At 59.4% G+C, this 25,137-nt stretch carries 24 protein-coding genes; 14 read left to right on the plus strand and 10 right to left on the minus strand.

Going from position 1 to position 25,137, the window contains the following annotated elements; translation table 11 throughout:
* Window positions 1-8: 8 nt before the first annotated feature.
* The 8 genes from ACR0KW_RS05825 to ACR0KW_RS05860 are packed head-to-tail and all read right to left on the minus strand — an operon-like array spanning window position 9 to window position 7,947.
* Window positions 9-1,064, minus strand: coding sequence for an aldolase/citrate lyase family protein (locus tag ACR0KW_RS05825; protein ID WP_480804138.1), 1,056 nt, complete (start codon window positions 1,062-1,064; stop codon window positions 9-11).
* Between the two features lie 14 nt (window positions 1,065-1,078).
* Window positions 1,079-1,879, minus strand: a complete 801-nt coding sequence (gene hpaH / locus ACR0KW_RS05830; RefSeq protein ID WP_480804139.1) for a 2-oxo-hept-4-ene-1,7-dioate hydratase — start codon at window positions 1,877-1,879, stop codon at window positions 1,079-1,081.
* Complete coding sequence (locus tag ACR0KW_RS05835; RefSeq protein WP_480804140.1) at window positions 1,876-2,730, minus strand: fumarylacetoacetate hydrolase family protein; 855 nt, start codon at window positions 2,728-2,730, stop codon at window positions 1,876-1,878. Before ACR0KW_RS05835 ends, hpaH begins: the two co-directional genes overlap by 4 nt.
* On the minus strand, window positions 2,730-4,211 hold the full coding sequence (locus ACR0KW_RS05840; protein ID WP_480804141.1) for an NAD-dependent succinate-semialdehyde dehydrogenase: 1,482 nt from the start codon (window positions 4,209-4,211) through the stop codon (window positions 2,730-2,732). The genes ACR0KW_RS05835 and ACR0KW_RS05840 overlap by 1 nt, the downstream gene beginning before the upstream one ends.
* Window positions 4,212-4,235: 24 nt before the next feature.
* Window positions 4,236-5,078, minus strand: coding sequence for a 3,4-dihydroxyphenylacetate 2,3-dioxygenase (gene hpaD, locus ACR0KW_RS05845; protein WP_480804142.1), 843 nt, complete (start codon window positions 5,076-5,078; stop codon window positions 4,236-4,238).
* 44 nt (window positions 5,079-5,122) lie between these two features.
* A complete protein-coding gene (gene hpaD, locus ACR0KW_RS05850; protein WP_480804143.1) occupies window positions 5,123-5,977 on the minus strand; it encodes a 3,4-dihydroxyphenylacetate 2,3-dioxygenase in 855 nt (284 codons plus the stop codon).
* A 56-nt stretch (window positions 5,978-6,033) separates the two neighbouring features.
* Window positions 6,034-7,545, minus strand: coding sequence for a 5-carboxymethyl-2-hydroxymuconate semialdehyde dehydrogenase (gene hpaE / locus ACR0KW_RS05855; protein WP_480804144.1), 1,512 nt, complete (start codon window positions 7,543-7,545; stop codon window positions 6,034-6,036).
* 3 nt (window positions 7,546-7,548) lie between these two features.
* The gene (locus tag ACR0KW_RS05860; RefSeq protein ID WP_480804145.1) at window positions 7,549-7,947 is read right to left on the minus strand and encodes a 5-carboxymethyl-2-hydroxymuconate Delta-isomerase; all 399 of its coding nucleotides are present in this window, start codon (window positions 7,945-7,947) and stop codon (window positions 7,549-7,551) included.
* A gap of 105 nt (window positions 7,948-8,052) precedes the next feature.
* On the opposite strand from ACR0KW_RS05860, the gene hpaR reads away from it, so the two are divergent.
* Complete coding sequence (hpaR, locus tag ACR0KW_RS05865; protein WP_170328672.1) at window positions 8,053-8,493, plus strand: homoprotocatechuate degradation operon regulator HpaR; 441 nt, start codon at window positions 8,053-8,055, stop codon at window positions 8,491-8,493.
* A gap of 36 nt (window positions 8,494-8,529) precedes the next feature.
* Here the strand turns inward: hpaR and ACR0KW_RS05870 are convergent, their stop codons facing one another.
* Together ACR0KW_RS05870 and ACR0KW_RS05875 are read right to left on the minus strand one after the other, a co-directional pair.
* A complete protein-coding gene (locus ACR0KW_RS05870) occupies window positions 8,530-9,882 on the minus strand; it encodes an aminotransferase class III-fold pyridoxal phosphate-dependent enzyme (RefSeq protein ID WP_480804146.1) in 1,353 nt (450 codons plus the stop codon).
* A 32-nt stretch (window positions 9,883-9,914) separates the two neighbouring features.
* Window positions 9,915-10,694 (minus strand): IclR family transcriptional regulator, encoded by a 780-nt coding sequence (locus ACR0KW_RS05875; protein WP_170328674.1) that lies wholly within the window; start codon window positions 10,692-10,694, stop codon window positions 9,915-9,917.
* Between the two features lie 108 nt (window positions 10,695-10,802).
* On the opposite strand from ACR0KW_RS05875, the gene ACR0KW_RS05880 reads away from it, so the two are divergent.
* The 13 genes from ACR0KW_RS05880 (at window position 10,803) to ACR0KW_RS05940 (ending at window position 25,122) form a co-directional block, all read left to right on the plus strand.
* Complete coding sequence (locus tag ACR0KW_RS05880; protein WP_170328675.1) at window positions 10,803-11,732, plus strand: tripartite tricarboxylate transporter substrate binding protein; 930 nt, start codon at window positions 10,803-10,805, stop codon at window positions 11,730-11,732.
* A 62-nt stretch (window positions 11,733-11,794) separates the two neighbouring features.
* Complete coding sequence (locus ACR0KW_RS05885; RefSeq protein WP_480804147.1) at window positions 11,795-12,331, plus strand: tripartite tricarboxylate transporter TctB family protein; 537 nt, start codon at window positions 11,795-11,797, stop codon at window positions 12,329-12,331.
* 8 nt (window positions 12,332-12,339) lie between these two features.
* A complete protein-coding gene (locus ACR0KW_RS05890; RefSeq protein WP_480804148.1) occupies window positions 12,340-13,872 on the plus strand; it encodes a tripartite tricarboxylate transporter permease in 1,533 nt (510 codons plus the stop codon).
* 7 nt (window positions 13,873-13,879) lie between these two features.
* Entirely contained in the window at window positions 13,880-15,364 is a 1,485-nt protein-coding gene (locus ACR0KW_RS05895; protein WP_480804149.1) for an aldehyde dehydrogenase, read from the plus strand.
* A gap of 15 nt (window positions 15,365-15,379) precedes the next feature.
* The gene (locus tag ACR0KW_RS05900; protein WP_480804150.1) at window positions 15,380-16,675 is read left to right on the plus strand and encodes an aspartate aminotransferase family protein; all 1,296 of its coding nucleotides are present in this window, start codon (window positions 15,380-15,382) and stop codon (window positions 16,673-16,675) included.
* Complete coding sequence (locus tag ACR0KW_RS05905) at window positions 16,672-17,604, plus strand: phosphotransferase enzyme family protein (protein ID WP_480804151.1); 933 nt, start codon at window positions 16,672-16,674, stop codon at window positions 17,602-17,604. The genes ACR0KW_RS05900 and ACR0KW_RS05905 overlap by 4 nt, the downstream gene beginning before the upstream one ends.
* 22 nt (window positions 17,605-17,626) lie before the next feature.
* On the plus strand, window positions 17,627-18,862 hold the full coding sequence (locus tag ACR0KW_RS05910) for a Tm-1-like ATP-binding domain-containing protein (RefSeq protein ID WP_480804152.1): 1,236 nt from the start codon (window positions 17,627-17,629) through the stop codon (window positions 18,860-18,862).
* Between the two features lie 501 nt (window positions 18,863-19,363).
* Window positions 19,364-20,314, plus strand: a complete 951-nt coding sequence (locus ACR0KW_RS05915; RefSeq protein WP_480804153.1) for an MBL fold metallo-hydrolase — start codon at window positions 19,364-19,366, stop codon at window positions 20,312-20,314.
* Between the two features lie 71 nt (window positions 20,315-20,385).
* Complete coding sequence (locus tag ACR0KW_RS05920; protein WP_480804154.1) at window positions 20,386-22,008, plus strand: FAD-dependent oxidoreductase; 1,623 nt, start codon at window positions 20,386-20,388, stop codon at window positions 22,006-22,008.
* Window positions 22,009-22,013: 5 nt separating this feature from the next.
* Window positions 22,014-22,202, plus strand: coding sequence for a DUF2783 domain-containing protein (locus ACR0KW_RS05925; protein ID WP_480804155.1), 189 nt, complete (start codon window positions 22,014-22,016; stop codon window positions 22,200-22,202).
* A 26-nt stretch (window positions 22,203-22,228) separates the two neighbouring features.
* Window positions 22,229-23,257, plus strand: coding sequence for a TRAP transporter substrate-binding protein (locus ACR0KW_RS05930; protein ID WP_480804156.1), 1,029 nt, complete (start codon window positions 22,229-22,231; stop codon window positions 23,255-23,257).
* 3 nt (window positions 23,258-23,260) lie between these two features.
* Window positions 23,261-23,809 (plus strand): TRAP transporter small permease, encoded by a 549-nt coding sequence (locus ACR0KW_RS05935; protein WP_480804157.1) that lies wholly within the window; start codon window positions 23,261-23,263, stop codon window positions 23,807-23,809.
* A complete protein-coding gene (locus ACR0KW_RS05940) occupies window positions 23,806-25,122 on the plus strand; it encodes a TRAP transporter large permease (RefSeq protein WP_170328686.1) in 1,317 nt (438 codons plus the stop codon). The genes ACR0KW_RS05935 and ACR0KW_RS05940 overlap by 4 nt, the downstream gene beginning before the upstream one ends.
* Window positions 25,123-25,137 lie beyond the last annotated feature (15 nt).

Here is a 25,137-nt window from a genome sequence, read left to right on the forward strand (position 1 = left end):
AGGCGCTCTTACTCGGACCAATCGATGCGAAACTCTTCGCGAAAGGCAAAGCGCACCAGATGGGCTTCGATCACGTCTTTCCAGCGCGCCAAATCCCCGCGCGGACCGGTCGAGGCGGTAATTGTCAGGCTGCCGTCATTCGCTTCAAGGGTCACACTGTCGCCATCCGGGAAGGCCACACTGCCTTTCGTTTCGTCAAAGAAAACCTCGGCCTTGTGCGACCAGTGTTTGCAAAGTTGCTGCAAGTATTTACTGGCCGCAGCGGTTTCCGCAACGCCCGAGGCGGTCTGATCCGGCAGCAAACTTAGCCCGGCTTTGGCAGCGTTACGCATCGCTGTTGCAAACAATGTGACGTCGATATTGGTGGCCACAAAGCTGGCCCCGATATCCAGGCATTTGCGCTGCATCTCTGGATCAAGGGTCAGGATACCCGCCGCCTTGCCCGCCGCCACGATGCGGGTCAGCGCGTCCAGCACGGCCGCGACCACGTCGGGGTGACCGGCATTGCCGATGTGGCCCATATCGGCAGCCAGATCGGATGGGCCGATAAACACCCCATCCACATCGGTCGCCAGAATATCGTCCAGCGCCGCCAAACCCTTTTGATTTTCCACCTGCACCAGCAGACAAATCTGTTCATCCGCCGTTTTCAGATAATCCGGAATCGCCGCAAAACGCGAAGCCCGGGCCAGCGCCGAGCCCACGCCCCGCACGCCATGAGGTGGGTATTGCACCGCCCGCATCAGTTCACGCGCCTGATCGCCGCTTTCAACCATGGGCACCAGAAGGTTCTGCACCCCTGCGTCCAGATACTGCTTGATCATCCAGGTCTCGCCAATCGGCAGGCGCGCAACCGGAGTGCTGCCCGACCCTTCGATCACCTGCACCTGTTCAAGGATCGAGCGCAGATCGTTCGGCGCGTGCTCACCGTCGACCAGCAGCCAGTCGAACTGCGCAGTTGCTGCGATCTCAGCCGTATAGGCGTTGGCCATCCCTATCCAGCACCCGATCTGCGGTTGTCCGGCCTTGAGAGCGGCTTTGAACGTATTCTTCGGTGCAGGCATGTGCGGCGCTCCTTTCAGGCGAAATTGATATCGACCGAGCCGAACGACCCGAAATCGGCATGGATCTCTGTTCCCGATGGGCACTCGACCGGGCGGATAAAGCTGCCGGACAGGATGATCTGACCGGGTTCAATGCTTTGGCCGTATTGCGCCATTCGACGGGCCAGCCAGACAACGCTTTCGACCGGATCGTTCAGCACACCCGCACCCAGACCGGTTTCCTCGATCTCGCCATTGCGGAAGGTCAAAGCACCGACCCAGCGCAGGTCAAAGGTGTCGACCGCGTGCCGGTCTGCCCCTAGCACGATGCCCGCATTAGCCGCATTGTCGCTGATCGTGTCGAACACCGTGCGCGCTTTTCCGGACACGGGGTCAACCCGCTGAATACGGGTGTCGAGGACTTCGATTGAGGGCGTGACGTAGTCCGTGGCGGCAATGATATCGTCGCGGGTGACGTTTTCGCCGCCAACCGCAGATTTCATCACAAAGGCAATCTCGGCTTCGATCCGCGGCTGGATAAAGCGGCCCGCCGGAACCGTTCCACCATTTTCAAAGGCCATGTCATCAAACAGGATGCCGCTGTCTGGGATGTCGATGTTCAGCGCGTATTGCATGGCTTTCGAGGTCAGTCCGATCTTCCAGCCGATCACCTTGCGCCCCTCGGCCAGTTTCTGGCGATAGATGGCGTTTTGCACCTCATAGGCGTCGTCCATCCCCATCTCGGGATGGCGCAGCGTCAGCAGACCAATCTGCTCACGCGTACGTTCTGCCTGCAGCAGATCAGCGGCGGCGCGTGTATGATCCTCGGGGGTCATGGCTGTTCGTCCTCAACCGTGTTGCGTAACGTGCCGATGCCTTCGACCGAGACCTCAACCACGTCACCGGGCGCCAGATATTTCGGGGGATCAAACCGCGCCCCTGCCCCGGTCGGCGTTCCGGTGACGATGATATCGCCCGGCTGCAGGGTCATGAAGGTCGAGATATACTCGATCTCGCGCCGGATCGGGAACATCATGCGGTTAAGAGTATCGTCCTGACGCAGCTCGCCATTCACATGGGTCTGAATGCGGGCGTCATCCAGTTGCGCCGCGTCCGTAAAGGGCACAAGCCACGGACCGATGGCACCCGAGTTGTCCCAGTTCTTGCCCTGGGTGACGTTGAACTTGGCGTGGCGCACCCAGTCGCGGATCGTGCCTTCGTTGCACAGGGTCAGGGCCGCGATGTGGTCATAGGCGTTCTCTTGCGATATCCGGCGCCCAGCCTTGCCGATGACAATGGCCACTTCACCTTCGTAATCCAGCGTATGGTTTTCCGGTGGGCGGATCAGCGGGCGGTCATGACCGGTGAAACCGCTGGCAAAACGCGGGAACAGCGACATGTATTTCGGCTGCGCGCTGCCATCCTTGTATTCCGCGTTGCGGTCAGGAAAGTTCACCCCGACACACAGGATGCGACGCGCATCCGGCATCACCATCTCGTAGGTAAAGTCGGTATGGGTCACCGCTTTGCCCTCTGCGGCTTTGACCAGATCGTCAAACGCCCCGGCGGCAATCACCTCGAAAAGGGTGCCGTAGTAGGGAAATTCGCTATTCAGCGCGATGGCGCCGGCATCCGTGATTGCGCCAAAAAAGGTTTCTCCGTTGGCAGAGTAAGTCGCAAAGCGCATCAGGCCTCCTCGGCGGCGTCGATGCCACCCATGCAGATGTATTTGAGTTCCATGAAATCATCGAGCCCATGACGGGACCCTTCGCGCCCCAGACCCGACATCTTAACGCCACCAAATGGAGCTTCGGCGGTCGAGATCAGGCCGGTGTTGACGCCAACCATGCCATATTCAAGCCCCTCGGACACACGCCAGACGCGGGCCATATCCCGGGAATAGAAATACGAGGCAAGCCCGAACTCGGTATCATTGGCAGCAGCTACGACTTCGCGTTCGGTATCGAACTTGAACAAGGGCGCAACAGGGCCAAAGGTCTCCTCGGTCGCCACCGCCATGTCCGAGGTCACGCCGGTCAGGATGGTGGGTTCAAAGAAAGTGCCACCAAGCTCGTGGAGCTTGCCGCCCAGCGCCACCTTGGCCCCTTTCGAGGTCGCATCTTCAACATGTTCGGCCACCTTGTCGACGGCGGCCTGATCGATCAGCGGGCCAAAGATGATGCCTTCGTCAAACCCGTTGCCGGTCGGCAGGGTCGCGACCTTGGCCGCCAGTTTCTCCGCGAAGGCATCATAGACTCCCGCCTGTACATAGATTCGGTTTGCGCAAACGCAGGTCTGGCCATTGTTGCGGAACTTGGCGATCACGGCCCCTTCGACGGCGGCATCCAGGTCGGCATCGTCGAACACGATGAACGGCGCGTTGCCGCCCAGCTCCAGCCCCAGTTTCTTGATCGTCGGGGCACATTGCGCATAAAGCATCGCGCCGATCTCGGTCGACCCGGTGAAAGTCAGTTTCTGCACGATCGGGCTCGACGTCATCTCGCCGCCAATAGCGCGCGCCGAACCGGTGAGGACCGAAAACAGACCTGCAGGCAGCCCCGCACGTTCAGCCAGAACCGCCAGCGCAATGGCCGAGAATGGAGTTTGGCTTGCGGGTTTCAGCACCATCGAACAGCCCGCAGCAAAGGCCGGACCGGCCTTGCGGGTGATCATGGCATTGGGAAAATTCCAAGGCGTAATCGCGGCCACAACACCGATGGGCTGTTTGACCGTGATGATCCGCTTGTCCGGCGCATGACCGGGCGTGACATCACCGTAAGCACGGCGCGCCTCTTCGGCGAACCACTCTATGAAACTGGCGCCATAAGCGATCTCACCTTTGGCCTCGGCCAGTGGCTTTCCCTGTTCGGCGGTCAGGATTGCACCCAGATCATCCTGATTTTCCATCATCAGATCATACCAGCGACGCAGAATCTGGCTGCGCTCTTTCGCGGTGCGTTTGGCCCAATCTTTCTGGGCACGCTGCGCATCTGCAATCGCCTCCGCCGTTTCCGCAGCACCCAGATTGGGCACTCGGCCGATCAGTTCACCCGTGGCCGGGTTGGTTACGTCAATCGCGCTTTCAGCCTCGGTGGCATCCACCCATCTGGACCCGACCCGAGCCATTTCGGCAAGCAGGCTGGGATCTTTGAGACGCAGTTCAGTCATTCGAATTTTCCTGTGTTTCCGGCCTTAGACCGAGAAGCTGATATTGACCTGACCCGTTCCGGAGCTTCCAAAATACGGGGTGTAGATATCGATCTTGCCCTTGTAGCTGCCCCATCCAAGGGCGCCGAACAGCAAGGCGGTATCGTTCATGGCACATTCGCCGGCGCATTTCTTGGCGTAGTCGGGCAGAAGTTCGAGGAACTCTTCAAAACGGCCCTGCTCCCACAGATCCAGCACGCGCATGTCCATCTGTCGGTTGAACTCTCCGTTCACCGAGTCCAGACCATCGACCGAGCGTTCATTGGGCGTGAAGTCATGGCTCAGCGACCCCGAGGCCAGAATCGAGACGTTCCGTTCCGAGCGCGTGACGGCTTCGGCAATCGCCTCACCCCAAACCCGGTTTTCGGCAATCGACGAGAACTGATTGACTGCCACGGGCAGAACCCGCGCATTCACGCCGTCATTGATAAAGTGCATCGGCAGCAAGGTGCCGTATTCCATGCCCATATCGGGGTGCGAATGCCCCAAGGCCCGCTCACCACGCTCGCGCAGAACATCAAGGATGGTTTCCCCCAGTTCATGATCGCCGCGATAGTCGAACTCCATATCCGCCAGCATGTGCGGCAGTTCGTGGCTGATGAAACGGCCCTTGTGGTGCTCTTTCGTGTTCAGGTGAAAACCCTGATTGGTGATCCAATGCGTGTCGAAGATGACGAAGGTGTCGACCTTGCGGTCGATCGCATCCTGACGCAGGCGCGCATAGCCATCGATGGCAGGTTGACGGATGCCTTTGTATTTCGGCATCGTGTGGGACATCCAGATACTTGGCACATGCGTGATCTTCGCGGCCTGTACAATCTTTCCCATGATCGTCTCCTCTCCATAAATGCGATGCGCGCCTGTCAGCCTGTTCAGGTGACCGGGAAGATCACATTGGTTTGCCCGGTTCCGGAGGACGGGAAATACTCGGTGACAACCTCGCATTTTGCATCATACGTGTCCCATCCCAGCGCACCGTAAAGCATGGCAGTATCGTGCATCGACCCTTCGCCGCAGCAGAAATGGGCATATTCACCCAGCATTTTCAGGAATGTGGCGTGATCTCCGGCCTGCCACATATCCAGAACATGCAGATCCACCTGGCGGTTGAATTCCGAACTGATGGTGAATGTACCATTGTTTGCGGCATAATCCTTGTTCGGCCAGATCTTGTGGCTCAGCGATCCGGACGCGACCAGCAGAACCTTGCTGTCGCTGGCCTCGACCGCCTCGCGGATGGCCTCGCCAACAAGGCGGCTTTCATCGTGGCTGTGAACGGTGCACCAGGCGGCAATCGAGACCACCTTGAAATCCGCCTCGCGGCTCATGAAACGCATCGGAACAAGAGTGCCGTATTCCAGCTCTAGGCTGTCCACCTGGTGGCTGAGCGTGTGCACGCCCTTTTTCGTAGCGATATCGGCAATGGCATCCCCAAGCGCCGGATCACCGTCATATGCGTAAGGCAGGTCCTTGATGAATTGCGGGAACTCGTTGGAGGTGAACAGGCCCTCGAAATGCTTGTTCGCGTTGATGTGGAAACCCGCGTTCACAACCCAATGCGTATCGCAGATCACCACGGTATCGGCACCCAGCTCCTTTGCGCGCCGCGCAATCTCCCGGTGGCCATCAATCGCGGCTTGACGCGCGCCTTTGACCGGACCTTCCTGCTCGGACATCAGCATGGTCGGCACATGGGTCATTTTAGCTGCGAGAACGATTTCTCCCATTTTCTCCTCCTGAATGTTGAAGTGCGCGCGTTTCCAGGTTCTGTCTGGGCAGGCCGTTATAGCTTGCCCAGTTGCATGATCTTGTGCTGACCGGTGGCAAAGCCGATATGCTTTTGCTCCATGTAGAACTCGAACGACCAGTCGCCGCCGTCGCGCCCGATGCCGGATGCCTTGACGCCGCCAAAGGGCGTAGGCAGGTGGCGGACGTTTTCCGAGTTTACCCAGATCATTCCGGCCTCAAGCTTGTCGGTAAAGCGCAGTGCCCGCGTCAGGTCGTTGGTCCAGACATAGCCGGTCAGACCGTAGGGCGTATCATTGGCCATCTGCAGCGCCTCCTCCTCGGTCGAGAATGGGATCGAGGTCAGGACTGGGCCAAAAATCTCCTCGCGCGCGATGCGCATCTGGTTGGTGGCGTTGGTGAACAGCGTCGGACGGATAAAGTACCCTTCGTCGCCCAACTTCACCCCGCCGGCAGCGACGGTCGCGCCGTCCTCTTTGGCGATGCCGAAATAGCTGGTGACCTTGTTGTAGTGCTCCTCCGTCACCAGCGGGCCGATTTCGGTTGCCGGATCCAGAGGGTGGCCAACCTTGATGTTGTTCACACGTTCAATCAGCTTGGCTTCGAACGCGTCCTTGATGCTGTCCTGCACCAGCAGGCGCGAGGAAGACGTGCAACGCTCGCCATTGATCGAGTAGATCATGAAGATCACGGCATCCAATGCGCGGTCCAGATCGGCATCGTCGAACACGATAACCGGGTTCTTGCCGCCGAGCTCCAGATGCATCCGCTTCAAAGTGTCCGCACCCTGTTTGGTGATGATACTGCCTGTGCGGCTTTCACCAACAAAGGCGATGGCCTTGATTAGAGGGTGCTCGGTCAACGCCTTACCCGCGTCGGGGCCAAAGCCGTTCACGGTGTTCAGCACACCCTTTGGCAGACCGGCATCTTCGGCGATTTCGACCAGCAAGCGGGCTGACAGTGGCGAATCCTCTGCGGGTTTGTGAACCACGGTGCAGCCTGCAGCCAGAGCGGGCGCAATTTTCCAGGTCGACAGCATGAAGGGCGTGTTCCACGGGGTGATCACGCCCACGGGACCAATCGGCACGCGGGTGGTGACATTCATCAGGGTCGGCGATTTCAGATGCTGACCGTCCCGCGCCTGCACCACCTGATCTGCGAAGTAACGAAAATTCTCTGCGCCACGCAGGGCCGCCTTGGACATGAAGCGCAGGGTCTGGCCGGTGTCCCAGCATTCGCACAGCGCGATTTCCTCGGCGCGCGCCTCGATGGCGTCTGCCACGTTCAGCAGAATGCGGCGGCGCTCGGTGGCGGGCATGTCGCGCCATTCGGCGAAGGCCGCATGGGCCGCTTTCGCGGCGGTATCGATGTCATCCGCCGTGCCGTGGGCAACATCGCAGATCACGGACTTGTCGACCGGCGAGGTGGATTGAAACACCCCTGCGGCCCCGGCAACGTCTTCACCCGCAATGCGGTTCTTGATGCCTGTTTCTTTGAACCGCGCCAAAAAGCCCGCGAGTTTTTCGATGTTTGTGTCCAATGCGCTCATGGTTCAGGTCTCCTGCGTGGTCGCGCCAAGGTGATCGCGGATTGTGCCGGTCTTGGGCGAAAGCTTGGGGTCGATGTCGCGCATCTCAAGCGAGAGTGCGATGGAATGGTGTAGGAAGGCGGGGGCCAGATACGTTCTGACCGCTTCGAAAATGCGCTGCGTGGCGTCTTGCTTAACGTCGTCGGACCGACCGGCGCGCAGACGGATCGAGATATCGATGAAGCCATGCGCCGGATTGCCGTCTGCAATGGCATAGTGATTTACCCGAACGGCACGGACGCGAATGCCCGGCATCGGGAAGGTATCGATCTCGGCAGCCGTGGCCCGAATGCACTCGCACAGGCCACCCATGTCGACCTTGTCCTCCAGGTTCCCGGAATATTCGACGTGAAAATGTGGCATGTGCCCTCCCTTATTGCTTAACATGTTTACTATTTTGCAATCACACTGTCAAGAACTTGCCTTGTTAATCTTTGCAATTTCGGAAATGGCGCTTTAGAAGGCCGCATGACAACCCAAAGCCACACAAAAAGAACTTCCCGATCTCTTCCGATTGCACTGTTGCGCGCACGGGAAACCGTCATGGCACCAATCCGGGATATGCTGCATGACATTCAGCTAACTGAACAAAAGTGGCGCATCCTGAGGGTTCTGGACGAGTTGGGCGAGATTGAACAAAGCGCCATCGCCCACGAGGCCTGCCTGCTGCTGCCCAGCCTCACCCGCATTCTGCGCACGATGGAGGCCGAGGGCCAGATCACCCGTCGCCAGGACAACGAAGACAAGCGCCGCACTATGGTTCGCATCACCGATGCGGGCCGCGCGGTTCTGGAAGACAACCTTGCCACGTCTTTGGCGATTTCCAGCAATATCGAGGCACAGATGGGCCGCGAGAAGCTGGACCAACTGCTGGACTTGCTTGAAGAGCTGCAGGCCGTCAAAGTCTGACCCCACCCGTGGCGGGCGAGGTCAGGTGAGTGGTGGTTAAAGAGTCGCCAGACCGGTATTCAGCGCCGACAGGATCTTGGCCACATCCTCGGAGGTGATGATCAGCGGCGGTGACAGGATGATGTTGTTGCCGGACACGCGCACCATCACACCGTCTTCATAGGCAGCTTTCTGAACCTGAAGCGGCAGGTGTTTGGCGACAGGCGCCTTGGTCGCTCGATCCGAGACCAGTTCCAGCGCGCACATCAGCCCCTCGCCACCGCGCACATCCCCGATGACATCGTATTTCTCGGCCAGCTTTTGCAATCCGGCAAACAGTTCCTCCCCGCGCGCGGCGGCGTTTTCCCAAACACGCAGGCGCTTGATCTCGGACAGCGCGGCCAGGGCTGCTGCGGCACCAACCGGGTGGCCGGAATAGGTATAGCCTTGATCGACCGACGCCTTACCTGTTGTGTCACTTTCGAACACCTCTGCAACGCCGCCCGAGATCATCGCCGCGCCAAACGGGAAATAGCCGTTGGTGATGGCCTTGGCCGTGGTCATGATGTCGGGCTGCACGCCCCAATGCCGCGCGCCGCTTTCGCTGCCGGTACGACCAAAGGCGGTGATGATCTCATCCGAGATCAGAAGAATACCGTGTTTCGAGCACACGTCGCGCACCATCGGCATGAAGCTTTTGTGCGGTGGGATCACGCCACCCGCCCCAAGAACCGGCTCCATGATAAAGGCAGCAACTGTGTTCGCCCCCTGAAACGCAATCTCGGCCTCAAGCGCTTTGACGCAGAGTTGCGCCAGGCGTTCCGGATCGGTTTCGTCAAACGGGTTGCGATAAGTCCACGGGGCGGGCACATGGAAACAGCCCGGCATCATCGGCTCGTAGGCCGCGCGGAACTTCTGGTTGCCGTTGACCGAGGCGGCCGCGAAATGGGTGCCATGATAGCCCTGCTTTAGGCTGATGAACTTGGTACGCCCGGCCTCGCCGCGCACCTTGTGGTATTGCCGCGCCAGTTTCAGCGCGATCTCGACTGAATCCGAGCCACCCGAGGTAAAGAACGCACGGGTCAGGCCGTCAGGCTCAAAGAACTGAGCCAGCTCATACGACAGCTCGATCACCTTGTCGTTGCTGGTGCCACGGAAGGTCGAATAATAGGGCAGCGCGTTCAGCTGATCGGCAATGGCCTGCTTTACCGGCTCGCAGGAATAACCCAGATTGACGTTCCAAAGCCCCCCGACGGCATCCAGCGCTTTGTGACCATCGACATCGATAATACTGACACCCTCACCGCCATTCAGAATGGTCGGCGGGTTCTTCTGACTATCGGCGGGGTGCGCCATCGGGTGCCAGAAGTAACGAGCGTTGTTTTCTTTCAGAAAGTTCGAGTCTTTCATGTCTCGGGTCTCCGGGGTTTGTGTCCACCCGTTCAAGGGTGGAATTCGGTTGGAAATGTATCGGGTAGCTGACCGCCAAAACTTGCGGTCAGGTCAGTCGAAAGAGCGTGCAGGGCGGTTAGGATTTCGGGTAGCCGTTCGTCGTCGGCACGGCCTTCGGGAACGGCAATCGCAATGGTTCCCAGCGCCACCTGATCAATGCCGAATATGGGGGCCGCATAGCCAAAAACGCCATTTTCATAGCTTCCACTGCTGTTCGCCCAACCGGCTCGGCTGATCGTCGCGACCCGCTCTTTGATTTTGGCCGGATCGGTCAGCGTGGCGTCCGTGTATCGCACTTGCTCTTCCTGCCCGAGACGCTCCAGCAAGAAGGATGGTCCAAAGCTAAGCATACAAAGACCTGATGCGGTCGCATTGATCGGAAGAATCTCGCTAGGGTCGAGGCTGACCCGCACGCTGTGGCGGTTCGTTTCGACCACCAGCGCGGTTTGAAGCGAATCCTTTTCAAGCAGCGAAAGATGCAGGCTTTCGCCAACGTCCTGCATCGCGACCTGCATTCTCTGGCGGGCACTCTCGATGCCGGGACGGGCGATCTGGCGCAACGCCGCCAGACGCAGCGCGGCGGGCCCAACCGCGTAGGACTTGGTCATGGGGTTCTGTTCGATCAGCCCGTATTCTTCAAGCGCCCGAAGGTGGCGCAGCGCGGTGGCTTTGTTCAATCCGGACAACCGCGCAAACTGACTCAGCCCAATCTCCGGCCGAGCGTTCGAAAAGTAGTTTAGCATTTTCAAGGCGTTCAGGGCGGTACCCATATGATTCACATCCTCCCATTAAGGTAATACTTGACAGAACAAGCTTAACAAAGCAACATTATTCTTGTTAACGCGGATCAAATATTGAACCACTAACGGGAGGTGTCAATGAAGAAAGTTCTAACAGCCGCAGCGTTTGTTGCTTCCGCAACCGCCGCACTGGCCGAGTATCCAGAGAAGCCGGTTTCCTTTGTCGTTCCGTGGCCTCCGGGCGATCTGGAAGACGTTCTGACACGGATCATCGCGGACGAGTTTCAAGAGATGTACGGCGTTCCTGCCGCGGTCGTGAACAAGCCCGGCGGTGGCGGCGGCCCGTTCCCCGGCGCTGTCGAAGTGGCAACCGCCCCAGCGGATGGGTATACCATCGGGTCCTTCGTGACGGACGTTCCCATCGGCGGTCCCCAGATCGGCATTCCCGAACTGTCCCCCAACCCGTTCGAGCCGATCGGCATTTTCATGACCTATCCGTTCGTGATTGCATCAGGCAAAGACGCGGCATTCACCAACTGGGAAGAACTGGTCGCCTATGGCAAGGAAAACGACGTGGCGCTGGGTCACTTCGGCTCGTTCCTGCCGCCCACTCAGGTAACATTTGCCGCCGCCATCAGCTCGGGCTTTGATTTTGCCAGCGAGGCTGCATTTGATGCGCTGGACTGCAACACGCTGGCCTCCGGCGATGTCGATGTGATCAACACCACGTTGCAACTGATCCTGCCCTGCCTGGACGACGTCAACGTTCTGGCAAGCATCGGCAACGAGCGCATTAGCCTGACGCCAGACACTCCAACGGTCAGCGAACTGCACCCCGATCTGAATGTGGCGCTTTGGAACGGTCTGTTCGTCCACAAGGACACCCCGGCAGAAGTACGCGAAAAAATCGCCGCCGCAGCACAAAAGGCGCTGCAGACCGAGAAGGCTCAGAACCTGATCGGTGAGACAGGCGTTCTGATCTACTGGCTGGATGCCGACGCATCAAACGCCCAGATCGCAAGCGACAGCGAAACGATTGGCGCCATCCAGGCCCTCGTGGGCGAATAAACCAACCACAAGGTCGCGCGGGCGTTTTCCGCGCGACTTTTTCAGCGGTCAGGGAGGGGACCATGATAGCCAAAACGCTGCAAGACATGTTCAAACGATACCGCCGCCCCGGCGATGTTGTTTTTGCTTTTGCCTTTCTGGCTTTTGCTGTTTTCCTACTGACCCAACTGGGTGAGCAGACCCAGGTCGTCAAACGAACCAAGTGGTTTGCGCAACCCGGCTTCTGGCCGATGGTCTCGCTTTGGGCCATGGCCATCTTTGCCTTTCTGCACTGGCTCAGCTCGGCCATTTCAGACCGTATTCCGGGGCGCTGGCCCGAGGTGGCGTTTTGGCTGCGGTCCTTTGAATACGTCGCCTATTTTCTGGTCTATGTCGCGATTGTCCCCCTTTTGGGATACCTGCCATCCACCGTTCTGTTCGCGGTTTTTCTTGCAATCCGCACCGGGTTCCGGAGTGCCGGGGCCATTGGCCTTGCGGCAGCGTTCGGTGTTGCGGTGACGGTCATCTTCCGCGCCTTTCTGCAGGTCAAAATCCCCGCAGGTGCCATCTATGAATACCTGCCGGAAACCGTACGCGCCTTTGCGCTGACTTATCTCTGAGGGTCGCTATGGAAACGTTTCTGTCCGGACTTTCTATTCTGACGCAATGGCAGGTGATCGTCGCCCTTCTGATCGGCTCGATCGGTGGGGTCATCATCGGCGCACTGCCCGGCGTCGGCGCGGCGGTGGCGATTGCCATCCTTTTGCCCGCTACATTCGCATTTGAGCCCATTGTCGGCCTGACACTGCTGCTGGGCATCTATGGCTCGTCCATGTATGGCGGCGCCATTCCCGCCATTCTGATCAACACGCCGGGCACCGCGGTGAACGCGCTAACCACCTATGACGGCTATCCGATGACCAAACGCGGACAGGGGCATCGCGCGTTGTCACTGGCTTATTCCGCGTCGTTCTTTGGTGGTGTCTTTGCCATCATCTGCCTAATGATCCTGTCTCCGGTTCTGGCGCTAATCGCACCACATTTCGGCAGCCGAGAGATTTTCCTGGCCGCCCTTCTGGGGATCATTCTGGTAATCCTCGCCCACCGCGGACAGATTTTTGCCGCCGGTATGCTGGCTGCCTTCGGGATTTTCCTGAACACCGTCGGGCTTGAGCCTGTCAAATACACCCGTCGCTTTACCTTTGACCAAAGCTGGCTGGCTTCGGGGGTCGACCTGATCGTGGTCGTGCTGGGCCTGTTTGCCATCAGCCAGGCGCTGCTGTTGTTGCTGGAACAGAACCACGCTCCGGGCGAGGCGCATGTCAGCGGCAATATCTTTGCCGGCCTCAAAGAGCTTCTGGGTATCAAACGGGTCGCCACCGTGTCCTCCAGCATCGGCGTGTTCATGGGTATGGTGCCGGGCACGGGTGAGTTCACCTCGCAATTCCTGTCCTACACCTATGCGCAGAAAACCTCGAAAAAACCCGACAAATTCGGAGATGGCTCACCCGAGGGGCTGGTGGCGTCTGAGGCCGCCAACAACGCCGTTCCCGGCGCTGCCATGATCCCGCTGCTGGCGCTGGGTATTCCGGGCGAGGCGCTGACCGCAATGATGCTGTCGGTGTTCTATGTGCACAACGTCATCCCCGGTCCGCAGCTGTTCGAAAACCAGATGGACTTTGTGATGGCGCTTTATATGGCGCTGGTCCTGCTGAACGTCATTGTTCTGGTGTTCCTGCTGTTCTCGACCAACCTGCTGCTCAAGATCATCCAGATCCCGACCCGGTTTTTGGGCATCATGATCCTGATCCTGGCTTTTGTTGGCGTCTATAGCTTGCGCAACTCGATCACCGACTGCGCCATTGCAGCCGGGTTTGGTGTGTTCGGCCTGATCCTCAAACGGCTGGACCTGCCGATTGTGCCAATCATCCTGGGCATGGTTCTGGGCGGCATCATGGAGGTCAAGCTCCGCAGCGCCATGGCGCGGGTCAAATCCCCGCTCGATTTCGTCGACCGCCCGATTGCGGCGATCCTGACGGCGCTGATCGTGCTGATCCTGCTGCTGCATTTTCGCACGCTGTACTACGAGTTCCGCAACAAGCTGAAACCCGAGCCGACCGCGCAACCGGTCGATTCCGATCACCCCAATCAGCAAGGGTAACCCTGCCATGAACCAATCCGATATTGACGCCCTGCGATCTCAGGTTCTGTCCACTCGTTCGCACTTCATCGGGGGACGCTGGGTCGCTGCCTCGGAAGGCGGTCACAGGGATGTGCTGTCGCCGGTTGATGGCGCAGTTCTGACCCAGATTGCCGAAGGTACCCCGGCGGATATGGAGGCAGCGATTGTCGCCGCAAGAGCAGCGTTCGAAGATGGCCGCTGGTCGCGCCGCTCCCCGGCCGAGCGCAAGAAAGTGCTGATGAAACTGTCCGACCTGATCGAAAAGCACGCTCTGGAACTGGCGGTTCTGGGTGTGCGTGACAATGGCACCGAGATTACCATGGCCATGAAGGCCGAACCGATGTCGGCGGCTGGCACGTTCCGCTATTACGCCGAGGCGATCGACAAGGTCTATGGCCAGATCGCCCCCACGGCGGAAAGCGTTTTGGGCCTGATCCACCACGCACCGGTCGGCGTGGTCGGAGCGATTGTGCCATGGAACATGCCGCTGATGATCGGCAGCTGGAAACTGGCCCCGGCGCTGGCCACCGGCAATTCGGTGGTGTTGAAACCTGCCGAAAGCGCCTCCCTTTCACTGCTGAAATTGGCCGAACTGGCAGCCGAGGCTGGATTGCCCGACGGGGCGCTGAACGTCGTCACCGGCTCGGGCCGGGTGGTAGGCGAAACGCTGGCGCTGTCGATGGATGTGGACATCATGGTGTTCACCGGCTCGGGCGCGACAGGTCGGCGGCTGCTGGAGTATTCGGCACGCTCAAACATGAAACGTTGCTATCTGGAACTGGGCGGCAAATCTCCCAACATCGTCTTCAACGACGCCCCGGACCTGAGCGAGGCCGCCAAAGTGTCTGCAGGCGGCATCTTCCGCAACGCGGGCCAGATTTGCATCGCCGGGTCGCGCCTGCTTGTGCAAGAGGACATCCACGACGATTTCGTCGCCGAACTGGTCAAACATGCCGAGGCGATGCGGGTCGGCAACCCGCTGGATCTGGACACGCAAATCGGCGCTGTTCATTCGCTGCCCGAACTGGACTCCAATCTAGAATTCGTCGCCAAGGCCGAGGCAGAGGGCGCCGAGCGCCGTACCGGTGGCGGGCGCATCCTTGAGGAAACCGGCGGCTATTATATGGCGCCGACGGTGATGACCGGAGTGAAACCCACCGACAACCTATTCCAGAATGAGGTGTTTGGCCCGGTCCTCGCCGTGACGCCCTTCAAGGACGAGGACGAGGCGATCCGGCTGGCCAATGACTCGGTTTACGGCCTGTCCTCGGGCGTGTGGACTTCGAACCTGAGCCGCGCGCACCGCATGATCGCAGGTATCCGCGCAGGCGTCGTGCACGTGAATACCTATGGCGGGTCTGACATGACCGTACCGCTGGGTGGGATGCGCCAGTCGGGCAACGGGCATGATAAGTCTCTGCACGCGCTCGAGAAATATCTCGACCTGAAAACCGCCTGGATAAAACTCTGACCAAAGGCCACCCGAATGACGCTTTCCGCGAAATCCGCCGAACTTGTTGAACGCCGGGCCAAATTGCTGGGCCCGAATGTCTCGACCTTTTATGATGAGCCGCTTCATCTAGTGAAGGGCGAAGGTGTCTGGCTGTGGGATGCGGACGGGCGCAAGTATCTGGATTGCTACAACAACGTCCCGCATGTCGGTCACTGCAACCCGCGCGTGGTCGACGCGATCTGCCGTCAGGCGTCGACGCTCAACACCCATACCCGCTATCTGCATAACGGCATTCTGGACTATGTCGAAAAGCTGACCGGCACGATGGATGCCTCGCTGGACACCGCCATCCTGACCTGCACCGGGTCCGAGGCCAATGACATCGCCCTGCGCATGGCCGAGGGCATGACCGGCAAACGCGGTATCATCGCCACGGATGCGACCTATCACGGCAACACCTCACTGGTCAGCCAGCTGAGCAAATCGAACGTGCCGACGGTTGGCTTTGGTCTGGGTCAGTATTTTCGGTTTGTCGAGGCGCCCGACAGCTATCGCAATCCGGATCCTGACGGCCGCAAGTTCGCCGATGCCGTGGCCGAACAGATTGCCGAGCATGAAAAGTCCGGCATCGGCTTTGCCGCTTTGGTGGTCTGCCCCTATTTCCTCAACGAAGGCTTCCCCGACCATCCCGACGGTTGGCTGAAACCCGTGGCCGAGGTGGTACGTAGGGCCGGTGGCCTGCTGATCTGTGATGAGGTGCAATCCAGCTTTGGCCGGACCGGCACCCATATGTGGGCGCATCAGAAAATGGGTGTGGTGCCGGACGTCATGACCATGGGCAAACCGATGGCCAATGGCCATCCGGTGGGCGGTGTGGTGACGCGCAGCGAGGTTCTGGCCACTTTCCGCAAGGGCTATCGGTACTTCAACACATTTGGCGGCAACCCGGTCTCTTGTGCCGCAGCTATGGCGGTGCTGGAAGAGATCGAGGACAAAAACCTTGTTGCCAACGCCAAAACGGTCGGCGATCACGCCCGCGCACGTATGGTGGCGTTGCAGCAGAAATACGAGTTCATCGGCGACGTGCGCGGCTCGGGCCTGATCTTCGGGGCCGAGATGGTGCTGGATCGTCAAACGAAGGAACCGGCCAGCGCATTCACCGATCGGGTGATCAACGCGATGCGGCACAAGGGGATCATCCATTCGAAACTTGGCCGTCACAAGAATACGCTGAAAATCCGACCGCCCATGCCGTTCTCGAAAGAGAATGCCGATCTGCTGTTTGACACGCTGGACGAGGTTTTGGCCGAAACCCCGCTGACCCTATGACCCCGATTGTTAAGCACGCCCTGACTCTTTGGGGCATGGACGGCGCCGAATGGTCGCTGATCGCGGCCCGCGAAAACCATGTCTACCGGGTTCAGACCGGCACGAAGAGATTTGCCCTGCGCCTGCACCGTCAGAGTTTGCATTCGGATGCCGCCCTGCGGTCCGAGTTGCAATGGATTGCCGAGCTTGGTAACAAGGGCGTCGGCGTCCCTACCCCCGTACCGGCCACGGATGGCGGCTATCTGCATCTGCTGGACGGCGTTCAGGTCGATATGCTGGACTGGCTGCCCGGTCGCCTTCTGGGCTCGACCGGAACCGGGATAGACCATGACGACCGCACCGGGATATTCCGTGCCCTCGGGCGTGAGATGGCAAAGCTGCACGAGACCAGCGATGCATGGGTCCGGCCTGATGATTTTACGCGCTGGTCCTGGGACCGCGCCGGGCTTCTGGGCAACGCGCCTCTGTGGGATCGGTTTTGGGAAAACCCCACCCTTTCGGATGAGGATCGCACCCTGTTAACCGCATTCCGCGAGACAGCGAACACACATTTGCGACGGATTGAAGATCAGTTGGACTACGGCCTGATCCACGCCGATCTGGTGCGCGAAAACGTGATGGTCCGGGGCGACAAACTCTGGCTGATTGATTTCGACGATGCCGGGTTCGGGTTCCGCCTGTTCGACATCGCCACAACGCTGCTGAAAAACCTGCACGAGCCAGACTATGGCGCTCTGCGAGAAGCCCTGCTGGCGGGATACCGCACAGAACGGACGCTCAACACCGAAAATCTCGATCTGTTCATGGCTCTGCGCGCGGTGACGTATGTGGGCTGGATTTCGTCCCGGATGGGCGAAGATGGATCAGAGGCACGCAATATGCGGTTCAAAGACACCGCCCGAGAGCTGCTGACACGCTACCTCGGATAAATCGCACGGACAGGAGGAAACCATGACCAACAAAACGATCCTGCTGATTGGGACATACGACACCAAAGACCCCGAGATGCGGTTCATCGAGGATGTCGTGCGGGCACAGGGCGCGGATGTACTGACAATGGACGTATCCGTTCTGGGCGATCCGGAGACGCCGACCGATATCTCGAAACACGTCGTCGCCGCCGCCGAAGGCATGACCATCGACGAGGTGATCGCGCTGGGGGATGAGAACAAGGCGTTCCGTGTCATGTCCGCCGGGGCCGCTAAGACAGTGGCAAAGGCCTATGCCGACCGCCGGTTCGATGGGATGCTGGCCACGGGCGGCACCATGGGCACCGACCTTGCGCTGGATTGCGCACAGGCACTGCCAATGGGCGTGCCAAAATACATCGTCTCAACCGTCAGCTTTTCACCGTTGATTCCGCCACATCGGTTGGCCCCGGACATCCAGATGATCCTGTGGGCCGGGGGGCTGTATGGTATGAACTCAATCTGCCGGTCTTCGTTGGCGCAAGCCGCGGGGGCCGTGGTCGGCGCTGCCAAAGCCGCCATCGCGCCGGATCGTAGCAAACCGCTGATTGGCATGACCAGCCTTGGCTCGTCCTGCCTGCGCTACATGAAAACCCTCAAACCTGCACTGGAAGAGCGCGGCTTTGAGGTCGCGGTGTTTCACTCGACAGGAATGGGGGGCATGGCGTTCGAGAAACTGGCCGCCGAGGGCGCCTTTGCCTGCGTGATGGATTTCTGCATGCAGGAATTCGGAAACATGCTGGCAGGCTCCGTTGTCTCCAGCGGAGAGGATCGTGTGACCAACGCTGGGCGCGCTGGCACGCCGCAAATGGTTGCACCGGGCGCGCTTGACCTATTGGACTTTGCGGGCTGGCAAGAGATACCCGACCAATATGCAGACCGCCCCTTTCACGAGCATAACCGCCTGATCAAAAGCTCGGTCTTCAACGGCGAGGAACGCCGGGCCTGGATGCGAGAACTGGCAAACCGGCTGGAAGCAGCAACCGGGCCGGTCCATTTCTTCCTGCCGATGCAAGGCGTGGAAGCATGGGACAAAGAAGGCGGAGAAGCCCATGACCCCAAAGCGCTTGCTGACATGGTTGACGAGGCCCGCAAGGTCCTACCGGGTCGAGTGCCGATGACCGAACTGGACGCCCACATCAACGACGCCGCATTTTGCGACACCGTTTTGGCCCAGTTTGACGAGTGGGTCGAGAACGGAGTTATCAGCAGAACCTAACGGACGTTCATGCAGGTGTTAGTCGGGGTCCAGCGCTCCTTCTCCTGACCCGATAGGGGTTGCGGAGCACCGAAAGGCGCCCCGCCCTTCGCGGTGACGACAAATACGATTTCCTGCATCTGACCTATTCCATCAGGTGCCTCGGAACGTCACATCTGGATGCGTCAGCAAATTCAGTCCCGTTCATAGTTCAAGGGACGCGAATCGACCGGCCAGGCATTATTCCGACCCGCACCAGAAATCCGAGCGAAACATGCAGCAGGGCTTGCCGTCAATTTCCGCTCAATCTTCGCCACAAAGACTTTTGCACCCTAAGCCTGCCCATTGGAGGGACTTGGAAGCCATTGTTAACAAAGGGATGTACGCCCCCCGGTTCATCGGGGTTCGGATTTTCGTTGACTTTTGTTTCAAATGAAACGACTTTGTTGCAAACGCAACAATATGCTTAAATTCGGTGAAATTGACCGAACCCAGGCAGCATCGCACCTTTGGAGGATACACATGGCCAAGGCATTCGCGTCCCAGGGGGACATGTCGGAAAAGAAGATCTCGTTCACCGAGGTCGGCGAGGGCCTGTATGCCTTCACCGCCGAAGGCGATCCGAATTCAGGCGTGATCATCGGCGATGATAGCGTGATGATCGTCGAGGCGCAGGCCACACCGCGCTTGGCCAACAAGGTGATCGAGTGTGTGCGTTCGGTCACGGACAAACCCATCACCCATGTGGCGCTGACCCACTATCACGCCGTCCGCGTGCTGGGGGCCAGTGCTTTCGGCGCGCAGCAGATCCTCATGTCCGACATGGCGCGTTCGATGGTCGTGGAACGCGGCAAGGAAGATTGGGACAGCGAATTTCAACGCTTCCCCCGCCTGTTCGAAGGGCATGAGAGCATTCCCGGCCTGACCTGGCCCACCACCACCTTCAGCGACACGATGACCGTTTACCTTGGCAATCGCCGGGTCGATCTGATGCATCTGGGCCGGGCCCATACTGCGGGCGATATCGTCATCCACGTGCCGGATCAGAACGTCATGTTCACCGGCGACATCGTCGAATACCACTCGGCCTGCTATTGCGGAGATGGGCATTTCAACGATTGGGGCGATACGCTGGACCAAATCAAGTGGTTCGACGTCGACGCGATTGCGCCGGGTCGTGGCGACGCGTTGGTCGGCAAGGACATGGTCAATGCCGCCATCGAAAACACCCGTGATTTCGTCGAAAGCACCTACCGACCGGCGGCGAAGGTCGCGGCCCGTGGAGGGTCGTTGAAAGAGGCCTGGGACGCCGTTCGTGCCGAATGCGATCCGAAATTCGCTGAATACGCGATCTACGAACACTGCCTGCCATTCAACGTCGCCCGCGCCTATGACGAGGCCCGCGGCATCGACACGCCCCGCATCTGGACCGCCCAACGCGATCTGGAAATGTGGGAGGCCCTGCAGGGCTAAGGCAACCAGCCCGGCCGTTTTGGCCGGGCGTCCAAGCGAAACGAAACGCGCGCAGCCAGAGGACCAAACCGATGTTCGATGACAGATACACGCTTGCCTACAAGCGTTACCCCTACAAGAAGTCGACCGATCAAGACGCCGCAGCACCGGTCCGCCATCCCGTCGTGGTAATGGGCGGAGGGCCGATCGGCGTGGCGACCGCACTTGATCTTGGGCGTCAAGGCATTCCAACACTTGTGCTGGATGACCACGAAGGCGTCGGCATGGGGTCCCGCGCGATCTGTTTCGCCAAACGCTGCCTTGAGGTTGCGGGCCGCTATGGCTGCGGCAAACCGATGGTCGACAAAGGGGTAGTCTGGAACCTCGGAAAGGTCTTTCACAAGGACGACCAGGTTTTCGAATTCAACCTGCTGCCCGAAGAAGGCCACGAATACCCCGCCTTCATCAACATGCAGCAGCCCTATTACGAAAGCTACCAGCTCGACCGTTTTGAGGAACTGCAGGCGCAGGGCGCACCGATTGAAATCCGCGGCAAGAACCGCGTGGACGCGGTCGAAGTCCACAACGATCACGTCACCCTATCGATCATGACGCCGGATGGCCCCTATACGCTTGAGGCGGATTGGCTGATCGGGTGCGACGGGGCCTCGTCACCTCTGCGCACGATGCTGGATCTGGATTTCACCGGCAAAGTGTTTCAGGACAGTTTCCTAATTGCCGACATCAAGATGAAGAACGACAGCTTTCCGACCGAACGCTGGTTCTGGTTCGAACCGACCCACGGATCGGGCGCGTCCACCCTGCTGCACAAGCAGCCCGACGATGTCTGGCGCGTGGATTTCCAGATCGGCTGGGACGTCGACCGCACCGAAGAGATGAAAGAGGAAAATATCCGCCGCCGTCTCGACGCGTTCCTGGGCGACGGTGTCGAATATGATATGGTCTGGTCCTCGATCTATACCTTCCAGTGCAAGCGCATGGACAGCTTCCGCCAGGGTCGCGTGTTCTTTGCCGGGGACGCGGCGCATCAGGTGTCACCCTTTGGCGCGCGCGGCGCCAACTCGGGTATGCAGGATGTCGACAACCTCGGCTGGAAACTGGGCATGGTGATGCGCGGTGAAGCCCCTGAAACCCTGCTTGATACATATGACATCGAGCGAATCCACGGCGCGGATGAGAACATTCTGAACTCAACCCGCTCGACCGATTTCATCACCCCGAAATCTGAGACCAGCCGCCTTCTGCGCGACGCCGTACTGTCCCTTTCCGAAAAGTACGAATTTGCGCGCCCCATGGTGAACTCCGGTCGCCTGTCGGTGCCCTGCACCTATGACGGCTCGCCGCTCAACTCGGCAGATGCTCTGGATGGCCCCGAACGGTCACGCCCCGGCTCGGTATGCCCGGACGCACCGCTGGGCGACGATTTCCTGCTGTCAAAACTGGGCGACAAATTCATCCTGCTGACCATCGATGCCGATGCCCCCGACATGATCGAGGAAGACGGCGTTCAGGTCACGCGCTTGGCCCTTTCGGTCAAGGATGACAAAACCGGCGCTCTGAAAAAGCGGTATCTCGGCGATGCCGACAGCGCGGTATACCTAATCCGCCCGGATCAGCACGTAGCCGCCCGCCGCCCCGGCTTTGACGAAAATGCAATCCGCGCCTCGATCCGGCGCGCAGTCGGCAAGGAGTAAGCCCCATGACTGACTTGATCTTGACCCCCAACATCGATGGCGTCGATGATTTCTATGCTGAACTTCTGGCCGCCCATGACGGGCTGGAAAAAGACCAAAGCGACGCACTAAGTGCCCGGCTGATCCTGATCCTGGCCAATCACATCGGCGATCGCTCGGTTCTGACCGAGGCGATCAAAGCCGCCGAAATCTAACACTTCATAGGGAGGAGACTATGAAAATGAGCCTGATAACCCGTACCCTCGCCTGCGTTGGCGCAACAACCATCGCCCTGTCGCTTGCAACGAGCGCAATGGCCGAAACCACCCTGGCCCTGTCCAGCTGGCTGCCACCGCGCCACCCGATCGTGGCCGGCGCGATCAAGCCCTGGGCCAAACAGGTTGAAGAGGTCACGGATGGTCGCGTGACCGTTCGTGTTCTGGCCAAACCGCTGGGACCGCCGCCGGCGCATTATGACATGGCCGCTGACGGTATTGCCGACATTACCTATGGCCTGCATTCCTTTACCACGGATGACCGTTTCACACGGTCACGCATCGGCCAGTTCTCTTTCATCGGCGATGACGCCGTTGCTGGTTCCAAGGCGTTCTGGAATGTTTACGCCGGTCCGCTGGAAGCGCAGAAAGAACATCAGGGCACCAAGCTTCTGGGACTGTTCGTGCATGGCCCGGGCATGTTGCACAACAACGTCCGCAAGATCGAAACAACAGATGACTTTGCTGGCCTGAAGATCCGCGTTCCCGGTGGTTACATCTCCGATCTGATGTCGGGCATGGGCTCCACAACGCTCTTCATGTCCTCGGGTGAGGTCTATGAGAAACTGTCGCGCGGCGTGATTGACGGGGTGACCTTCCCCTATGACGCCCTTGCCGCCTTCAAACTGACCGAAGACGTCAAATACACGATGAAAGTGCCCGGCGGTCTCTATAACACCACTTGGTTCATGGTCATGAACGAGGACAAGTGGAACGAGATTTCCCCTGAGGACCAAGCCGCGATCGAAGCGATCTCGGGCGAGGCTTTTGCCGCGCTGGTGGGTGAAGCCTGGGTCGGTGCCGACGAAAAAGGCAGCGCAGCGGCTGAAAAGGCCGGGATCGAAGTCTATGACGCGCCAGCCGCTGTGGTTGATGCGATCAAGTCTCAGGCCGCAAACGCCGAAACATCGTGGTCCGAAGCGATCTCGGCGGATGGCTATGACGGGGCAGCAGCCCTGCAAGAACTGCGCAAGCAGTCTGGCGTGGACTTCTGATCCATGGAGCGGCTTCGCCATCGTTTCCCCGACCAGCCCCCGGAAGAGGGGCTGGATATCGGGCTGCTGCTTGACAGGTCGCTTGGTGTCGGCGCCGCTCTGATCCTGTTCTGCCTTATCCTCATTACGTGTGTGGATGTGATCGGGCGTTACTTTTTGAATGCGCCGCTGGCCGGCGCGTTCGAGCTTACTGAAATTCTGCTTGCAGCACTGGTTTTCCTGGCCCTGCCTCTGACGACAGAGCGGCGCGAACATATCGAAGTCGACTTGCTCAACATGGCCCTCGGCAAATATGCCCAGCGCTTTCTTACGGCCTTTGCCGGGCTGTTTTCGGCGGCCCTTTTGGCCACTTTCGCCTGGCGGCTGTTTACCCATGCGGCCAAGGCAGCCCATGACGGCGCGGTCAGTAACGCACTGGAAATTCCGTTGGCCCCTTTTGGCTATCTGGCGGGTGTATCCTGCATGGTCTCGGCCTTCATCGCCTTTCTGCGCGGCCTGCAACCGCCGAAAGTGCGTGACACCAATCAAACCCCTCCGGAGGCTCTGCCATGATTGAATCGTTGATCGGTTTTGCCGTCCTTCTGGGGCTGATCCTGTTGCGGGTGCCGATCGCCTTTGCCATGGCGGCAGTTGGCGGGTTCGGCTTTGCCTATATGCGTGGCTGGGAGCCGGCCTGGGCGATGACCGGCCAGGTGGCGTTCGACACTGCGCTGTCCTACAGCCTGTCGGTTATTCCTCTCTTTATTTTCATGGGCAACGTGCTTGCCGGGTCCGGAGTGGCGCATGGCCTGTTTGCAGGCGCTGATCGGCTGTTCGGCAAGCTTCGCGGCGGCCTCGCCATGGCATCGGTCTTTTCTTGTGGGGGGTTCTCCGCCGTTTGCGGGTCCTCGCTGGCGACGGCGGCAACTATGTCCAAGGTCGCGATGCCCTCGATGCGCAAGTTTGGCTATGACGACAGGCTGGCCACCGGGTCGATCGCGGCGGGCGGCACGCTGGGTATCCTGATCCCGCCTTCGGTGATCCTGATCATCTATGGGCTTCTTACTGAAACCAACATTGCCAAGCTGTTCATCGCCGGGATCATCCCGGGCATCATCGGTGTGGTGCTTTATCTGGGCGCGGTCATGGTCGCGGTGCGTGTGAACCCCGCGCTGGCGCCCGAGGAAGAAAACACCGAACCGATGAGCCGCACCGATCTGGTTGGCGTCTTCTGTGTACTGGGCCTGTTCCTGTTCATCATGACCGGAATCTATGGCGGGTTCTTCACGCCCACCGAAGCCGCAGGCATGGGCGCAGGTGCATCGGTGCTGATCGCTGTGGCCTTGCGGTCCATGACCTGGAGCGGGTTTTTCGCCGCGACTATGGACTCCATCCGCGCCACGGCAATGATCTTCGCCGTCATCATCGGGGCCGAGCTGTTCACCAACTTCATCAACTTCGCCGGCTTGCCCGATGCGCTGTCCAGCTTTGTGATCGACAACGAAATGCCGGTCTGGGCCGTGATCGTGTTCATCATTCTGGTCTACATGGTGCTTGGCTGCGTGCTGGAAAGCCTGTCGATGATCCTGCTGACGGTGCCGGTTTTCTATCCGCTGATGTTCGAGCTGGAGTTTGCCAACGAACTGCTGCTTGATCCCGAAAATGCGCTGATCTGGTTCGCCATCGTCGTTGTTGTCGCAACCGAGATCAGCCTGATCACCCCCCCGGTCGGCATGAATGTCTTCGTACTGAAAGGCGTTCTTCAGGACGTGTCGCTGGCGACCATCTTCAAGGGCGTACTGCCCTTCTGGATCGCTGACATCCTGCGGCTGGCCCTGCTCATCCTCATTCCCTCACTGTCACTCTGGCTTGTGGGGCTGATGTGAACCACCCAGACCTAA

The organism is Ruegeria sp. CG11 (genome assembly GCF_056537245.1).

What these genes read in the sequence shown, in the direction of transcription:
- ACR0KW_RS05825 (WP_480804138.1), bottom strand. Translation starts at nt 1,064, where the DNA reads ATGCCTGCACCGAAGAATACGTTCAAAGCCGCTCTCAAGGCCGGACAA.
- hpaH (WP_480804139.1), bottom strand. Translation starts at nt 1,879, where the DNA reads ATGACCCCCGAGGATCATACACGCGCCGCCGCTGATCTGCTGCAGGCA.
- ACR0KW_RS05835 (WP_480804140.1), bottom strand. Translation starts at nt 2,730, where the DNA reads ATGCGCTTTGCGACTTACTCTGCCAACGGAGAAACCTTTTTTGGCGCA.
- ACR0KW_RS05840 (WP_480804141.1), bottom strand. Translation starts at nt 4,211, where the DNA reads ATGACTGAACTGCGTCTCAAAGATCCCAGCCTGCTTGCCGAAATGGCT.
- hpaD (WP_480804142.1), bottom strand. Translation starts at nt 5,078, where the DNA reads ATGGGAAAGATTGTACAGGCCGCGAAGATCACGCATGTGCCAAGTATC.
- hpaD (WP_480804143.1), bottom strand. Translation starts at nt 5,977, where the DNA reads ATGGGAGAAATCGTTCTCGCAGCTAAAATGACCCATGTGCCGACCATG.
- hpaE (WP_480804144.1), bottom strand. Translation starts at nt 7,545, where the DNA reads ATGAGCGCATTGGACACAAACATCGAAAAACTCGCGGGCTTTTTGGCG.
- ACR0KW_RS05860 (WP_480804145.1), bottom strand. Translation starts at nt 7,947, where the DNA reads ATGCCACATTTTCACGTCGAATATTCCGGGAACCTGGAGGACAAGGTC.
- hpaR (WP_170328672.1), top strand. Translation starts at nt 8,053, where the DNA reads ATGACAACCCAAAGCCACACAAAAAGAACTTCCCGATCTCTTCCGATT.
- ACR0KW_RS05870 (WP_480804146.1), bottom strand. Translation starts at nt 9,882, where the DNA reads ATGAAAGACTCGAACTTTCTGAAAGAAAACAACGCTCGTTACTTCTGG.
- ACR0KW_RS05875 (WP_170328674.1), bottom strand. Translation starts at nt 10,694, where the DNA reads ATGGGTACCGCCCTGAACGCCTTGAAAATGCTAAACTACTTTTCGAAC.
- ACR0KW_RS05880 (WP_170328675.1), top strand. Translation starts at nt 10,803, where the DNA reads ATGAAGAAAGTTCTAACAGCCGCAGCGTTTGTTGCTTCCGCAACCGCC.
- ACR0KW_RS05885 (WP_480804147.1), top strand. Translation starts at nt 11,795, where the DNA reads ATGATAGCCAAAACGCTGCAAGACATGTTCAAACGATACCGCCGCCCC.
- ACR0KW_RS05890 (WP_480804148.1), top strand. Translation starts at nt 12,340, where the DNA reads ATGGAAACGTTTCTGTCCGGACTTTCTATTCTGACGCAATGGCAGGTG.
- ACR0KW_RS05895 (WP_480804149.1), top strand. Translation starts at nt 13,880, where the DNA reads ATGAACCAATCCGATATTGACGCCCTGCGATCTCAGGTTCTGTCCACT.
- ACR0KW_RS05900 (WP_480804150.1), top strand. Translation starts at nt 15,380, where the DNA reads ATGACGCTTTCCGCGAAATCCGCCGAACTTGTTGAACGCCGGGCCAAA.
- ACR0KW_RS05905 (WP_480804151.1), top strand. Translation starts at nt 16,672, where the DNA reads ATGACCCCGATTGTTAAGCACGCCCTGACTCTTTGGGGCATGGACGGC.
- ACR0KW_RS05910 (WP_480804152.1), top strand. Translation starts at nt 17,627, where the DNA reads ATGACCAACAAAACGATCCTGCTGATTGGGACATACGACACCAAAGAC.
- ACR0KW_RS05915 (WP_480804153.1), top strand. Translation starts at nt 19,364, where the DNA reads ATGGCCAAGGCATTCGCGTCCCAGGGGGACATGTCGGAAAAGAAGATC.
- ACR0KW_RS05920 (WP_480804154.1), top strand. Translation starts at nt 20,386, where the DNA reads ATGTTCGATGACAGATACACGCTTGCCTACAAGCGTTACCCCTACAAG.
- ACR0KW_RS05925 (WP_480804155.1), top strand. Translation starts at nt 22,014, where the DNA reads ATGACTGACTTGATCTTGACCCCCAACATCGATGGCGTCGATGATTTC.
- ACR0KW_RS05930 (WP_480804156.1), top strand. Translation starts at nt 22,229, where the DNA reads ATGAGCCTGATAACCCGTACCCTCGCCTGCGTTGGCGCAACAACCATC.
- ACR0KW_RS05935 (WP_480804157.1), top strand. Translation starts at nt 23,261, where the DNA reads ATGGAGCGGCTTCGCCATCGTTTCCCCGACCAGCCCCCGGAAGAGGGG.
- ACR0KW_RS05940 (WP_170328686.1), top strand. Translation starts at nt 23,806, where the DNA reads ATGATTGAATCGTTGATCGGTTTTGCCGTCCTTCTGGGGCTGATCCTG.